The organism is Lishizhenia sp., from assembly GCF_033720595.1.
Classification (GTDB): Bacteria; Bacteroidota; Bacteroidia; order Flavobacteriales_D; family Crocinitomicaceae; genus Lishizhenia.
The window spans coordinates 1-14,957 of the sequence record NZ_JAWWCF010000063.1 but is presented as its reverse complement, the minus strand read 5'-3'; the positions used below and the strand labels follow the sequence as shown (position 1 = coordinate 14,957).

General features: G+C 37.2%; 13 protein-coding genes. 10 read left to right on the top strand and 3 right to left on the bottom strand.

Annotated elements, in window-relative coordinates:
• Positions 1-204: hypothetical protein (locus R3333_RS06395; protein WP_318957958.1), on the bottom strand; the 204-nt coding region annotated here is incomplete at its 3' end.
• A 224-nt stretch (positions 205-428) separates the two neighbouring features.
• On the opposite strand from R3333_RS06395, the gene R3333_RS06390 reads away from it, so the two are divergent.
• Both R3333_RS06390 and R3333_RS06385 read left to right on the top strand, forming a co-directional pair.
• Positions 429-1,388, top strand: coding sequence for a transglycosylase SLT domain-containing protein (locus R3333_RS06390; RefSeq protein WP_318957957.1), 960 nt, complete (start codon positions 429-431; stop codon positions 1,386-1,388).
• Positions 1,389-1,568: 180 nt separating this feature from the next.
• A complete protein-coding gene (locus R3333_RS06385; protein WP_318957956.1) occupies positions 1,569-3,863 on the top strand; it encodes an ATP-dependent helicase in 2,295 nt (764 codons plus the stop codon).
• Between the two features lie 6 nt (positions 3,864-3,869).
• Here R3333_RS06385 and porQ read toward each other — a convergent pair whose 3' ends face one another.
• Both porQ and R3333_RS06375 read right to left on the bottom strand, forming a co-directional pair.
• Entirely contained in the window at positions 3,870-4,910 is a 1,041-nt protein-coding gene (gene porQ / locus R3333_RS06380; RefSeq protein ID WP_318957955.1) for a type IX secretion system protein PorQ, read from the bottom strand.
• Positions 4,911-4,954: 44 nt separating this feature from the next.
• The gene (locus R3333_RS06375; protein ID WP_318957954.1) at positions 4,955-5,458 is read right to left on the bottom strand and encodes a metallophosphoesterase family protein; all 504 of its coding nucleotides are present in this window, start codon (positions 5,456-5,458) and stop codon (positions 4,955-4,957) included.
• 140 nt (positions 5,459-5,598) lie between these two features.
• On the opposite strand from R3333_RS06375, the gene lysA reads away from it, so the two are divergent.
• The 8 genes from lysA to R3333_RS06335 form a co-directional block, all read left to right on the top strand.
• Positions 5,599-6,768: a diaminopimelate decarboxylase gene (gene lysA / locus R3333_RS06370; protein ID WP_318957953.1), complete on the top strand. Its 1,170-nt coding sequence runs from the start codon at positions 5,599-5,601 to the stop codon at positions 6,766-6,768.
• Between the two features lie 175 nt (positions 6,769-6,943).
• Complete coding sequence (locus R3333_RS06365; RefSeq protein WP_318957952.1) at positions 6,944-8,332, top strand: hypothetical protein; 1,389 nt, start codon at positions 6,944-6,946, stop codon at positions 8,330-8,332.
• A complete protein-coding gene (locus tag R3333_RS06360) occupies positions 8,329-9,093 on the top strand; it encodes an SDR family NAD(P)-dependent oxidoreductase (RefSeq protein WP_318957951.1) in 765 nt (254 codons plus the stop codon). The genes R3333_RS06365 and R3333_RS06360 overlap by 4 nt, the downstream gene beginning before the upstream one ends.
• A gap of 121 nt (positions 9,094-9,214) precedes the next feature.
• Positions 9,215-11,320 (top strand): DNA helicase RecQ, encoded by a 2,106-nt coding sequence (gene recQ, locus R3333_RS06355; protein ID WP_318957950.1) that lies wholly within the window; start codon positions 9,215-9,217, stop codon positions 11,318-11,320.
• Complete coding sequence (tilS, locus tag R3333_RS06350) at positions 11,317-12,519, top strand: tRNA lysidine(34) synthetase TilS (RefSeq protein ID WP_318957949.1); 1,203 nt, start codon at positions 11,317-11,319, stop codon at positions 12,517-12,519. The genes recQ and tilS overlap by 4 nt, the downstream gene beginning before the upstream one ends.
• Before the next feature lie 66 nt (positions 12,520-12,585).
• On the top strand, positions 12,586-12,876 hold the full coding sequence (locus R3333_RS06345; RefSeq protein WP_318957948.1) for a hypothetical protein: 291 nt from the start codon (positions 12,586-12,588) through the stop codon (positions 12,874-12,876).
• Positions 12,877-13,017: 141 nt separating this feature from the next.
• Positions 13,018-13,461: a protein-disulfide reductase DsbD N-terminal domain-containing protein gene (locus R3333_RS06340; RefSeq protein WP_318957947.1), complete on the top strand. Its 444-nt coding sequence runs from the start codon at positions 13,018-13,020 to the stop codon at positions 13,459-13,461.
• A gap of 18 nt (positions 13,462-13,479) precedes the next feature.
• The coding region (locus R3333_RS06335; RefSeq protein WP_318957946.1) for a cytochrome c biogenesis protein CcdA at positions 13,480-14,957 on the top strand (1,478 nt) is incomplete at its 3' end.

Genomic DNA, 14,957 nt, shown 5'->3' with positions numbered 1-14,957 from the left:
CACTCCTCCCCCTATAACTAAAAGTTCATTTTCGAAAGTTGCAGCCACCGGTATACTCAACTGCTCGCGCAAAACATGTCCGCGCAAACGATTACTATCTACGGCAACATCATATCCTTCCTCCATCTCAGGTATACTACACGCACCAAAAATCAAAGGGATACTACCTAGACCTGTTAATTGAATAAACTTTCTTCTTTCCACAGCATCCAAAGATAATTGAGTCTTTGAGATATTTAGATTTTTAGACGGTTAGACTTTTAGACATCTATACCATTGGAGTTAAAATTCAGCCATCTTGAAACACCGTAATTCAACTAAAAACTTAAGCTACTTATCAACAAAGCTCTTTTTGTTAATAATGCGTTAACCTCTTCTTTACAGATACTTTATTTGCTAGATTTACGTTAAACTCAAAAAGTAAACGCATGAAAACTTTACTCACAATACTCGCTATATTCCCTTTCTTATCATTCGCTATAGAAAGAGATACTACAGTTCAACATCACTGGAAAGAAGAGTTACGAAGTTTTCAGCCTACTTTTGACACTAACGAGCTTACCATCATATCTACCAATAAAATTTTCGAAGAATGTTGGGACGAATTAGCTCATCCTAACTTTTGGAAAACTATCATGCGGCTTTCTCCAGATTCGTGTGTTATCAATATAGCAGCAACACGAACTATTGTTCAAAAAATGGCCATTGCGGATTGGGATAAAAACACAGACGATGAAAAAGATGCCATTAGAGATTCAATTCGCGCTGCTCACGGTTTAGATGCTGAGGATAAAATTTACATGACCACTGGTAAGAACGATTTCTACCAATTCGAGAAAGTAATTCCAAGTTTAGCAAAAGGCGTAGAGGTATTTCATGAAGAAGGTGTAGACCCTTGGTATGCACAAGCTATATTGTTAATCGAAAGTCCAGGTAAATTGGCAAAATCTAACGTTGGAGCTTACGGTGCTTTTCAATTAATGAAGGGAGTAGCAAGATCGCATGGCTTACGTGTTGACAAATACGTTGATGAACGTAAGGATTTTAAAAAGTCGGCCCAAGCAGCAGCAAGTCTATTGTCGAATACTTGCATTCCTCATGCGAGAAGAATATTGGATGAGCACGACTTACACTATAATGAAAACGACCTATGGTTTAGATTGTTTGTATTACACATCTATCATGCAGGTGCCGGAAATGTAGAGGCGGTTGTAAATGTTATAGATCCGGAATTTGGAGGAATGAACATTATCCAAGAAATGTGGGTGAATTCAGCTGCTCATTTTAAGAACAGTTCTCAAAACTATTCTCAATTGGCCTTAGCTTCTTTAATGATATTGGATGAAATCGTTCATAACTCATCCACGCTTGCAAGTCTGGATAAATAATCACCCTTTCTGTGATTTGATCTCTTCCTTATTATAAGGGGATGGATAACTGTACATCCAAACATTTACCTTATCTTAAAAAAGGGATGAACGTCAACTTTTAACCAACATCTATATTGTATTGATGAAGATTTTTTCAAATCTGAGGGATACTCTAGAGAAGTTTCTATTTTTGTTTTTATGGATTATTTGGAGGGATTAAATAAGAGTCAGCGCGTAGCCGTTGAACATATTGATGGACCTATAATGGTCATTGCGGGTGCGGGATCTGGAAAAACCAGAGTGTTAACCTACAGAATAGCACACATGATGAATAGAGGAATTGATTCCTTTAACATCTTAGCACTGACCTTTACCAATAAGGCAGCACGTGAAATGAAGGAAAGAATCTCTCAAATTGTGGGAGATACCGAAGCTAAAAACTTGGCCATGGGAACCTTCCACTCAGTGTTTGCCAAACTCCTTAGATACAATGCAGAAAAGTTGGGTTACCCTTCTAACTTCACCATCTATGACACACAAGATTCAAGGAGTTTGATCAAATCTGTGATCAAAGAATTGAAGTTAGATGATAAGGACTACAAACCAAATTCTGTACACGGAAGAATTTCAAGTGCAAAAAACAACTTGATATCTCCAGAAGAATATGCCAACAATGCAGAGATTGTTGGAGAGGATAGAATGTCTAAACGTCCGCTTATCTATCAGATCTACAAAATGTACATGGATAGATGTTTCAAAGCTGGAGCGATGGATTTCGATGATTTATTGTATCAAACCAATGTATTATTGAGAGACTTTCCTGAAGTATTACATCACTACCAGCAAAAATTCAAATACATCTTGGTAGATGAGTACCAGGATACCAACTACAGTCAATACCTCATTGTTAAGAAGCTAGCTGCTGTTTACGAAAACATTTGTGTAGTAGGTGATGATGCCCAATCCATTTATTCTTTCCGTGGGGCCAACATCCAAAACATCTTAAACTTTAAAAGAGACTATCCTGATTTCAAATTATACAAGTTGGAACAAAACTATAGATCTACCAAAACGATTGTAGATGCTGCCAACAGTGTAATAGAAAAGAACCAAGACCAGATTAAGAAAAACGTTTGGACAGATAACAACCAGGGTGATAAAATAAGAGTGATTCGTTGTTTAACCGATAACGAAGAAGGTAAAGTAATTACCAACTCTATCTATGAAATCAAACAAGGTCAAGGCTTACAATATTCTGACTTCGCTATTTTATATAGGACCAACGCACAATCAAGATCTTTCGAGGAGAGTTTGCGTAAGTTAAACATGCCGTATAAGATTTATGGAGGTTTATCTTTCTACCAACGTAAGGAGATCAAAGATTTGATTGCTTACTTTAGGTTGAGTGCTAACTCTAATGATGAAGAAGCCTTAAAACGTGTCATCAACTATCCGAAAAGAGGGATAGGGAACACAACGATGGAACACATCATTATTGCAGCCCAACAATACGACGTAAGTTTATGGGAGGTAATGAGTGATTTTAACCGTTACCCTTGTAAGGTTAATGCATCGGCACAAAAGAAGATTTCTGATTTCGTAAGAATGATGCAAAGCTTTACTGCTGATTTAGACAGAGTCCCTGCTTTCGACTTAGCACAGCGTATCGCGACTACAACTGGCTTATTAAAAACCTTACATGAGGACAAAACTCCAGAGGGTGTAACCCGATACGAGAACATACAAGAACTTTTAGCCGGGGTAAAAGAATTCTCTATAGCTAACAAGAACAATGAAAACAATTCTTTAAGTGACTTCTTAATTGACGTAGCCTTAATGACGGATGCTGATGATGAATCAGAGGACGATAAAAACAAGGTTACCTTAATGACCATTCACGCTTCTAAAGGATTGGAGTTCCCACATGTTTATGTAGTTGGACTGGAGGAAAACCTCTTCCCTTCTCAATTATCAATAAACTCAAGAACGGAACTAGAAGAAGAAAGAAGGTTGTTCTACGTTGCCATAACTAGAGCTGAAAAGAACTGTACCTTGAGTTATGTACAAAGTAGGTTTAGGTTTGGACAATTGATCACGTCAGAATCGAGTAGGTTTATAGATGAGATAGATGAACAATACTTAAACTTCGAGTCTACGTATTCTGACAAAGGCACTTCTGGAAGATCGTTAAATGCAAGAAGAGGATTAGATAGTAAATTTAGTAATCCAGCAGCTTCTGGCGGACTTTCTGGATTGAGTCAGCGAAGACTTAAGAAAGTAAACGTGAATGACATTAGTTCAACACCTTCGAAGGGAGGAGGAACTACACAAGACTTAAAAGTCGGCTACAACGTAATGCACGACAGATTCGGTAAAGGAAGAGTAACGGCATTAGAAGGATCAGCTCCCAATCAAAAAGCTACAGTTTTCTTCCCGCGCGTTGGAAACAAAACATTGATATTAAAATTTGCTAAACTAGAGGTGCTTGATTAAGCACCTTTATTTTTTCCATCTATCTAGGTTGGTAGTAAGTGTAAACATATTACTAAATCCAGCCTGTGAATAGATATTCAACCCATAATCAAGAGAAAAACGTTTAAAATATAATCCTGCTCCAAAACTGAACCCTGCTAAACCTGGCCTTGTCTCCACTGCCATAATGTACCTTCTGTGCACGTCAAAGGCAGCTCTAACATGAACATGCTCTCCAAACAATGCCTCTAATTGGAAGGTAAAGTGATGAGATAGTTTCCCGAGAAAGTTAGCCCCCGTATTTACAATTGTATCACCCGTTATAGCGTCTATTGTTTCGGCAGTACTTGGATCGAAATACGATAAATCCCATCGGTTTAAATCGTGAGCAGTTAATGAAAACCTAAAAGGAGCATGCGCTAATTTATGAGAAATACCTATTTGCGCATCTGCTCTTAATGGCTCTCTATTTTGGGAAGTATATGCCTTTAATTGCGCTCCTGCATTTTTCACAACAACAGCGAGCATTGTTCTGTCCTCATCTCCTATTTTATAATTCGCACCTACATCTAAAGCTACACCAAAAGAGCTGTACGTGTCGAGTTGAGAATAAATCAAATTAAAATTAGCTCCAATACTGATCTTTGGATTCAATACTTTCGAAAGACCAGCACCTAAAGTAAAATCATTGGCTGAAAAGGTTCCTTGCTCTACTCCAAACTCATCTCTTCTCGACATTTCACCGTAAGAAACATAGCGCAAGTGTCCGGCCATCGTAAGTCCTTCTTTTAAAGACTGACCATAACTCACCATTCCATAGTTAATTCCTCCCGCTAAAAAACCGTGATTAAAACCCAGCTGGTGATGCATACCTTCATTCAATAAAGAAGGGTTGATTACACCTAAATTTACATCCTCATCCTGCACCGCAATGAAATCATTTCCCAAAGCATTAGCCCTGGCATTATATCCCAAGTTCAAAAAACTATAAGTATGTTCTCCTCCCGTTTGAGCAAACACGCTGCTTACAGTAATGAGTAGTGAGGTTAAAGCAAATATCTTTTTCATAATCTTCTTGAAAAACGTAATAGTATTTTAAAAATTGTAAAGTATCAACGATTTCTATCGCCCAACTCAATTACTTCCATGTTTTGGATGTTTTCACCTTCTATCTCAAAACGCAAAAGTGTTCTCACCTTATGAAATCCTTTATATCCACAAGCCCCCGGGTTTAACCATAACATTTTGTAACGGGGATCCATCTTCACAAGTAATATATGACTATGCCCACACACCAAAATTTTAGGGGCACCATTTTGCTCTAATTCTTCGAACAAGGGTTTAGAATACTTCATAGGTTTACCGGCTATATGCGTCATGAGCACCTCTACCCCTTCTACTTTAAAACGATTAAACTCAGGAGCCTCTAATCTTATTTTGTGATCATCGATATTTCCATAAACAAATCGCGTGGGTTTAAAAGAACGTAAATCATCTATCAATTGAACATCACCAATATCTCCTGCATGCCATACCTCATCTACTTCTTTAAAATGATGGTATACTTTGGGGTCTATCCAACCGTGCGTGTCTGACATGAGTCCAATTTTCTTCATTCAATTAAGCCTTGTACATAAAATTCAAACGAAAAGTATAAGAGCTTTCAACTCTACTTTCACAATGTGTTAAATTTTAAACTTTATGTTATTTATATTAAAAACCGCTTTATATTTGCCTAAAAATAATAGAAAAAGACATGAGACAATCAGGAACATACCAAGAGCCACATTACAGATATGATATTTCTTTATTGAGAAAGACATTGAAGAAGGCCAAGGCTGCATCTGAAATTCATGCAACGGAGTTGTATTATGCTGTAAAAGCAAACAACGAAGCTGTTATTTTAAAGGAAATCCAACAGATGGGATTAGGTGCCGACTGTGTATCTATGGAGGAAATTGAAAGAGCCTTACAAATTGGTTTTCCAGCAGAAAAAATTGTTTTTGCAGGGTCAGGAAAAACTATCCGTGAAATCGATTATGCTACAGCACAAAACATTGCTGTAATCCACTGTGAGTCTGTTGAAGAATTCGATATCATTCAAGAATTCTTAGCGAGTAACCAATCAACTACGAGAGTTGCTTTGCGCATTAACCCAGATTTAGAAGCTGGAACGCACAGCCGAATTTCTACAGGTAAAAAGCACCATAAATTCGGAATGCCTTGGGAAGATGCTATGGAATTAATTGCTCACAATAACAACATTGTTGGTTTCCACTTCCACATTGGATCTCAAATTTTAGACATGACGTACTTTGAGAATCTTTCAGCTAGAATTGCTGAATTGCTACTAAGTACACCATTAGACTTTAAAACAGAATATTTAAATATGGGTGGTGGTCTAGGAATAGACTACGAGGAGCCTATTAAAAACAACATCGCTGACTTCGACGGATGGATGAGTGCTATTAGAAAGAACCTTCCTAAAAGTACTTACCCAGTTATTTGCCTAGAACCAGGACGAAGTATAGTTGGACAATGTGGAATGTTAGTAGGTCAAGTTCAATACGTGAAACACAGAGAAACTTGTCCAACAGCCATTTTAGATATAGGGATGACAGATTTATTACGTCCAATGCTATATGGAGCACGTCATAAAATAACAACAGTTATCGATTCTATGACATTGATTCCACAAACGATTGCAGGTCCTTCTTGCGAGAGTACAGATGTATTTGGAAAGAACTATTACTTACCTGAATTAAACAGAGGTGATATCGTTCGTGTACACAGTGCAGGAGCATACGGTTCGAGTATGAGATTAGGCTATAATTTAAAAAGCGCTATAAAAGCAATGTATATCTATAGCGAAAGCAAAACAACCTTTAACGCCAACTACAAGGAAAGAAGCAAAGTAGCGGTTTAGGTTTGTTCATTATTTTTACTACTGCCCCTGCACCCCGGTGTAGGGGCTTTATTGTGCGAAAAAAATTTCCAATTAAAGAAAAAAAGTACCTTTAATTCCTGAAATGATAACTTACGCACTCACATTTTTAATTTTAGTTTCTTTCCTATTCTACCTCTATAGGAAAGGAAAAAAAATGAACGAGTTTTCACGTTACCTTCTCCCTCTACTCTTTCTGATTAAATTAGGTGTTGGATGTTTTTTCCTTTATGTATACACCTACGTTTACGGAGGAGGATTATTAACCCACGACGCAGGAGAATTTTTACGAGAAAGTAAATTATTACATGATGTATATCTTCAGTCTCCCAAAGATTATTTTATCTTTTTATTCGGCCTAGAACCTGACACAAGCTTCATTTTAAAATATTTGTCTAAAACGTACCATTGGTCTGCCCATGGAAAACCTTTTTTTAACGATTCACAGAATGTAATCCGTTTTAATTCTTTGGTTTACTTTATTTCAAAAGGTTGGGATTTTACACATGTATTGGTCGGCTCTATCTTCTCATTTTCAGCACTGTTGATCACCTACAATTGGGCAAAACTTAAAAGTTCACTTTCCAAAAAGACCATCCTCCTCGTCCTTTTCACACTCCCAAGCTTACTTTTTTGGAGTAGTTCTTTCCTTAAAGAACCCTTCATGATTTTGGGTATTGCTTTGTTTTGCTACGGTATTTTTAATGAATACTCATCTACACTGAAACGAATTACATATGTCATTGGAGGTAGTGTATTGGCCTTACTCTTCAAACCCTATGTATTTATCCTTTTATTAATTGCCCTATTGTTTTACGCGTTGGATTACTTGCTAAAACAATACAGTATAACAATGAAACTGAGTCTTTTTGTAATCTTAGTAAGCCTTGTTTTTAGCCTCCCAAAAGTACATAACTCAGTACTTAATAAAATAACAAGACAACAAACGAACTTTATTAATGTTGGCGCTGGTGGACTGCACATCGCTAGGCATGATAGCATTTTATTTTTCACAACAAGAGACGTTGAAGGTTTACGCCTAGAGAACAATAAAGCTTATATAGATAAAGACCTTGAATGTTTCTATGTTACCGACAACATACGCTATACTTCAATCCCCTACCAAGCACAACAAAGTCCGCAACCCTATATGATACTTTATCAAAGTGAAGGATCGGCTTCTCATTTTGAACTTACACGATTAAATTACAGTATGGTACGCCTATTTAAATCGGCACCAGAAGCTTTATTAAATAGCTTCTTACGTCCATTTTGGAGCGATGAAGGAAGTTGGTTGATGACCTTGGCAAAACTTGAAAATATCTTTTTGGTAATATTGACGGTGTTTTTCCTTTATAAAGGACGATTTAAAAACAATACGAACCTACCTATTATCATTACTTTCGCAATATTCATCTTTGCAATCATGCTCATTATTGGTTATACAACACCCGTAACAGGAGCTATTGTGAGGTATAAAATCCCAGCTCTTTTAGCCTTGGGGATTATGATAATATTAAGTTTTAATACAAAAAAACAAACGTGAAAACTATACTTATTACAGGAGCTACATCTGGTTTTGGATTAGCTATCGCTAAAAAATTCTACGCATTAGGTTACAACCTTATTTTAACTGGCAGAAGAAAAGAACGCTTCCAGGATATAGCCAAAAGCTTAAAAGATTTAGGAGAAGGTGAAATTCATTTTCTAAATTTTGATGTGCGCGATAACACAGCTGTAAAAACAGCTATTGCTGAGATTCCATCAGCGCTAAGTTCATCACTAACCATATTGGTAAACAACGCAGGACTAGCTTTGGGTAGATCTACTATAGATGCTGGAGAAATAGAAGATTGGGACGGTATGATAGACACTAACGTAAAAGGTTTACTGTACGTGAGTAAAGCTGTGATCCCATTTCTTCAACAAAATGGTGGTGGGCAAATCGTAAACATTGCCAGTATAGCCGGAAAGGAAGTTTATCCAGGAGGAAATGTTTATTGTGCAAGTAAACATGCCGTCGATGCGATTAGTAGAGCCATGCGAATTGATTTATTAAAAGACAATATCGCCGTAAGTAATATTGCTCCGGGTGCGGCAGATACAGAATTTAGTATGGTAAGATTTAAAGGTGATGCTCAAACCGCAAAAGATGTTTACAAAGGATACACCCCCCTTTTCGCTGAAGACATAGCCGATGCTGTTGAGTTTGTTTGTAACCGACCTGGACACGTCAACATAGATGACCTTTTGATTATGCCGCGGGCTCAAGCAAATGCAACCATTTTCAAGAAAGAAGAAAACTAAAAAAATAAAGAGTCCTAAGTAATTACTTAGGACTTTTTTATTGCTTCGAGTCCCCTAAAAATTATTTGAATTTCTTTCCGAAATCTTGTAACTTTAATAATCAACCTAATACCTTTGTATCATGATGCAATCCGCACTCAATTTATTAAAATCTGTTTACGGTTATGATAGTTTCAGGCCGCAGCAATCAGAAATCATTCAATCGATTTTATCAGGAAAAGACACGGTAGTCTTAATGCCTACTGGAGGTGGTAAATCCATGTGTTTTCAAATACCCGCTCTATTGAGCGATGGTATTACATTGGTCATATCGCCGCTGATTTCTTTGATGAAAGACCAAGTTGAGGCGTTAAAAGCCAACGGTGTAAAAGCAGCTTTCTTTAACAGCACTGTTGATGACATGGAAAGAAATGCCATCATCAATGAATGTAAAAGTGGTGCGTTGAAATTGATATACATATCACCAGAAACCTTGGTGGGAGTTATGCATACATGGTTGACCGATTTAAACATTTCTTTGGTTGCAATAGATGAGGCCCACTGTGTTTCAATGTGGGGACATGACTTTAGACCTGAATACACACAATTGAGTTCGTTTAGAGCATCCTTACCAGACGCTACCTTTGTAGCCCTTACTGCCACGGCAGACAAAATCACGAGAAAAGATATCGTAGACCACTTAGGTCTGCAAGAACCTGAAATTTTCATTTCTTCTTTCGATAGACCCAATATCAATTTAAGTGTTGAAGGAAACGTTCCTAAAAAGAAGAAAATTGAAAAAATCATCCGCTTCATCAACGACAGACCTAATGAAAGTGGAATTATTTACTGTTTAAGTAGAAAGGAAACTGAAGAGTGGGCAGCTATATTGAAAGAGCGAGGGATTGCAGCAGATCACTACCATGCTGGACTATCGCCAGACGAAAGATCACGCGTACAAGAAGAGTTTATAAAAGATGAAACCCCCATTATTTGTGCAACCATTGCATTTGGGATGGGAATAGATAAATCAAACGTACGCTGGGTAATACACAACAATCTTCCCAAAAACATAGAAGGCTATTATCAAGAAATAGGTAGAGCAGGAAGAGATGGATTACCCTCTGAAGCACTTTTGTTTTACAACATGAGAGACGTAGTACTTTTAGCGCAATTTGCCAAAGACAGCGGTCAGAAAGAAGTATTACTAGAGAAGCTCAACCGAATGAAGGAGTTTGCTCAGGCAACTTCATGTCGCCGAAAAATTCTCTTGGCTTACTTCTCAGAACAGTTAGATGAAAACTGTAACAATTGTGATGTTTGTGAAAATCCACCCGTTGCTTTTGACGGAGTTGTGATAGCACAAAAAGCACTAAGTGCAGCTATACGAGGAAAAGAGCAACTCAACAACCGTTTATTGATTGACGTACTTAGAGGGGCGAAAACCAGTGAAATTTATGCCAAACAACTCAACACAATTAAGACCTATGGTGTTGGTAGGGATTTAAGCTTTGATGAATGGAATCATTACTTAACTCAATGTATCAATTTAGGCCTCTTCGAAGTAGCCTATGATGATCACTTTCATTTAAAAGTAACGGAATACGGAAAAGAACTTTTAGGCGGTAAAAAAAGCTTCTCTCTTGTAAAACCAAGTTTAGAGGAAAAAGTAAAAACACCCAAGAAAAAAGCTCCCAAAGCACTCACAGAAAACGAAGTACTTTTCAACGCATTACGTTTGTTGCGAAGAAAAATTTCTGTGGAGGAAAACGTTCCTCCCTATATTGTTTTTAACGACGCTACGCTGAAGCAAATGGCCTCGGAACAACCCACTACTAAAAATGACCTACTGGCAATCTCTGGGGTAGGAATGCAAAAAGCAGAAAACTATGGTCCCGAATTCATCGCTGAGATAAAAAAGTTCCAAGAAGAGAACAAACCCAAAGCGAAGAAATCTACCTACGAGCTTACTGCAGAAATGATGGAACAAAACTACAGCATAGAGGAAATTGCTCAACAAAGAGAACTGAATGTTTCAACCGTATATTCGCACGTTGCCAAAATGTTAAAGGACAACGCAAAAATGGATTACTCACCCTACATTTCTGATGAGGAGTTAGCCAAAATAAATAGGGCTTATGAGGAGATTCAAGAACCTTTACAATTAAAACCCTACTTTGAGTATTTTAACGGTGAAGTGGAATATCATAAAATCAGATTGGGGTTAAGCGTATTAACCAGAGAATGAAACCACATGTAAAAATATGGGTAGCCTGTAGTGGTGGCGTGGACTCAATTGTCCTCACCCACCTTTTGCATACCCAAGGTTTTCGTGTAGGAATACTCCATTGCAATTTCCAATTAAGAGGAAATGAATCTGATGGTGATGAAGAATTTGTTCGTGGTTTCGCAAAGCAACTGGATTTAGAAATACGGGTTAAGAAATTTGATACCCCTAGACTCGTAAAAGAAAGAAAAAGCAATACTCAAATTGTTGCAAGAGATTTAAGGTATAATTGGTTTGGAGAAATACTTCAAGAAGGTAACAACTGCATTGCTTTGGGACATCATTTCGATGACCAAATAGAAACTTTTTTGATACAACTTGAACGAGGTGGTGGGATACGTGGACTTTGCGCCATGCCCAAAGTTCAAGATAAATTTATACGTCCCTTACTGGATAAAGATAGAGCGTGGATTTTAGATTATGCCAAAACACATGGTATTACATGGAGAGAAGACAGCTCAAATGTCTCCACCAAGTATAAGCGGAATTATTACAGACACAACATCGTTCAGGACCTCAATTTTCACAACGGAAAAATTGAGGTTTCTAAATTAGTCCTTGCCTTTCAAACACTTCAAAACGCGATAGCTCTATATGTATCGAAAGAAGTTGAGATCATTAAGGCAAATGCATTTCTTCCCTTTTCGGTTTGGAATACATCCCCCCTGTTAATTCAAAAGGAAATATTGTATCAACTAAATATCTCTAGGAATCAAACCTCAGAGCTAACGAAACTGATGAATGGGAATATTGGAAGCACCTTAATGTATGAGGAACTACAATTCATAAAAGAATCAGACGGTTTGAGCTTAGTGAGCACTAAAACTAAAAAGTACATCCTTGAAACTCAAGAATTAAATAAGGAGGAAGTTGTTTTCAACCGCGCACATTTCTTTATTGACCCATCACGCGTAAAAGGCGACTTGCATTTAAGAAAGTGGAAAGAAGGCGATCGTTTTTCTCCCTTAGGTTTAAAAGGAACGAAAAGAGTTTCCAAATACTTAAATGATTTAAAAATAACTGCAGCTCAAAAAAAACTAGTTCATGTGATAACTGATAATGAAGGAATTATTGCAGTAGAACATGGTGCACCTTCAAATCGCGTTAAAATATCACAAAGTACAAAGAAGGTTCTAAGGCTTACAATACGCGAGTTATAGAGCGATTTTTAATTTGAATTTATCAGAATTTTGGTTAAATTGTTCTTCCATTAAAACATAAAACGCATGCAAGAAACCATAGAAAACCAAGCTACGCTTGTTGAAAAAGAAGTTATCCCTACGCTTCATTTTAAGCATGTAGCTAAACATAATGTCAACAAGGATCTTCACGAAAAATTGAAAGAAGCCACAACCTTAGGTAATTTACACCACGGAAAATGCGCTATAATATTTGAAGATGAAGGTGGGTTGAAACGCGTAGAAACAACCGTTTGGGCCACTGGAGCTAAATACATTTGTCTAAAAGGAGGCATTTGGCTACCCATCTCTTGTATACGTGAAGTAAGATTTTTATAATGAATGCTAACATCTCAACAAATTAGACAACTTCGGTTGTCTTTTTTTATTTTAGAAAACCAAGAATAGACAGACTATCAACCCCAATAAACCACCTTAAATAATTAACTTTGTTTACCCAGACTAGAATTATAAAAAATCATGATAAAACTACTTTCCATTTTTGCGCTATTGCTTAGCAGTGTTGTTGCATTGGGACAAGACAAAGTAACGTGGACAGCGAACTATAATGCCGAAGATTCAACCATCGTATTGCATGCTGATATTGCTGAAGGTTGGCATTTATATAGTCAGAACCTAGAAAACGACATGGGACCTATACCTACGGAAATCACTTTTAGTCCAAACGAATTAGTAACTTTCTCTGAAGAAACTATTGAACCAGAACCTAAGCAAAGTTTCGATGAAAATTTCGGGGCTAACCTGAGCTATTTTGAAAAATCTGTTGATTTCACAAATAAAATCATCGCTCAAGATACAACGACAGTAAACATTACGGTAATGTACATGATTTGTAATGATGAAATGTGTCTTCCTCCTACAGAGAAAACACTTACAATAACAATAAATAAACCCTTAAACTAAAATTAACAAACGCTAGAAATGAAGAAATTACTTTCTTTACTGACCTTCCTTCTAATGATAGGTGGTCTATTCGCACAAGGAGCAAATGACTACACGAAATGGAGGTTCTCCATAGAACAAGAACCAGGTTCTAATGAGGCAACTCTTGTTACTAAAGCTATCACTGATGAAGGATGGCATGGTTACTCATCTGTTCCCGCTGATGAATTTGCTGGTCCATTACCAACAGAATTTAGTTATGATGATCCTTCTAAATTTGAATTAGTTGGAGCCATTGAAGAAACAGGGTTTCACACTCATTACGATGAATACCAAGAAGTTGATGTAACCGAATTTGAACACGAGGGAATCTTCAAACAAAAAATTAAAATCAACTCTACAGAAGACTTCGTTATTACCGGTAAGATTAGCTACATGGTATGTGAATCTGGAGGGATGTGTGTGGCTGGTGACAAGCCTTTTGCCTTTTCTGTAAAAGGAAACAAAGCTGTAGCCAAAGTTGAAAAAGTTACAGAAGAAACTCCTAAGGTAGAAGAAGAGACAACAGAAGAAACTCTTGATGAAGCTACAGAAGAAACTGCAATTGTAATTGAAGATCTTGTTTTCTGGGAATACAAAATATTCGAAACAGTAGAAGATAAAGAATATGAAATCGTTTTAACTCCTGATTTCGAAGACAGTGTAAGCATTGTTGACCCTAAGAAGGTAGTGATTACAAAATCTGGTGATAGTCCGTTAGAATTTACGGAATTCAAATCAACAGACAAAGGATACACAAGTACAATAAAATTTGAAGGTAAGGAAGAGCCTGGAGCACTTTTAAACATCAATTTTAATGTAAACTACAAAGGAGCAGAAAGTAATGTGGAACAAGAATTACCCATTGCTTTAGCCTCAACAGTACGTTTAACAAAAGGTAATTGTGAGCCTAAAACATACAATGGAATTGGAGCGAATAACGAGGTTAAGAAATCTTACATCGAACTATTTATCGGTGCGTTTTTAGCAGGTTTAATTGCATTGTTGACGCCATGTGTATTCCCTATGATTCCGATGACAGTTACTTTCTTTATGAAAGGTGCTGAATCCACTTCAAAAGCAAAAGGAATTAGAAAAGCATTACTTTTCGGTTTCTCTATCATTGGTATTTACACAATTATCGGAACGATAGTAGCCGTATTGTTTGGAGCAGCATTTGCCAACTGGTTAGCTACGCACTGGGTACCGAATATTTTATTCTTCTTAATCTTTATGGTTTTCGCAGCCTCTTTCTTAGGGTTGTTTGAGATTCGACTTCCATCTTCTATGGTAAACAAAGCAGATGCGCAAGCAGATAAAGGAGGTTTAACAGGTATCTTCTTTATGGCCTTAACGCTTGTATTGGTTTCTTTCTCTTGTACAGGACCAATCGTAGGGTCTATTTTGATCTCGGCTGCACAGGGTGGAGTTATTGAACCAATGTTAGGTATGTTTGCCTTCTCATTTGCCATCGCATT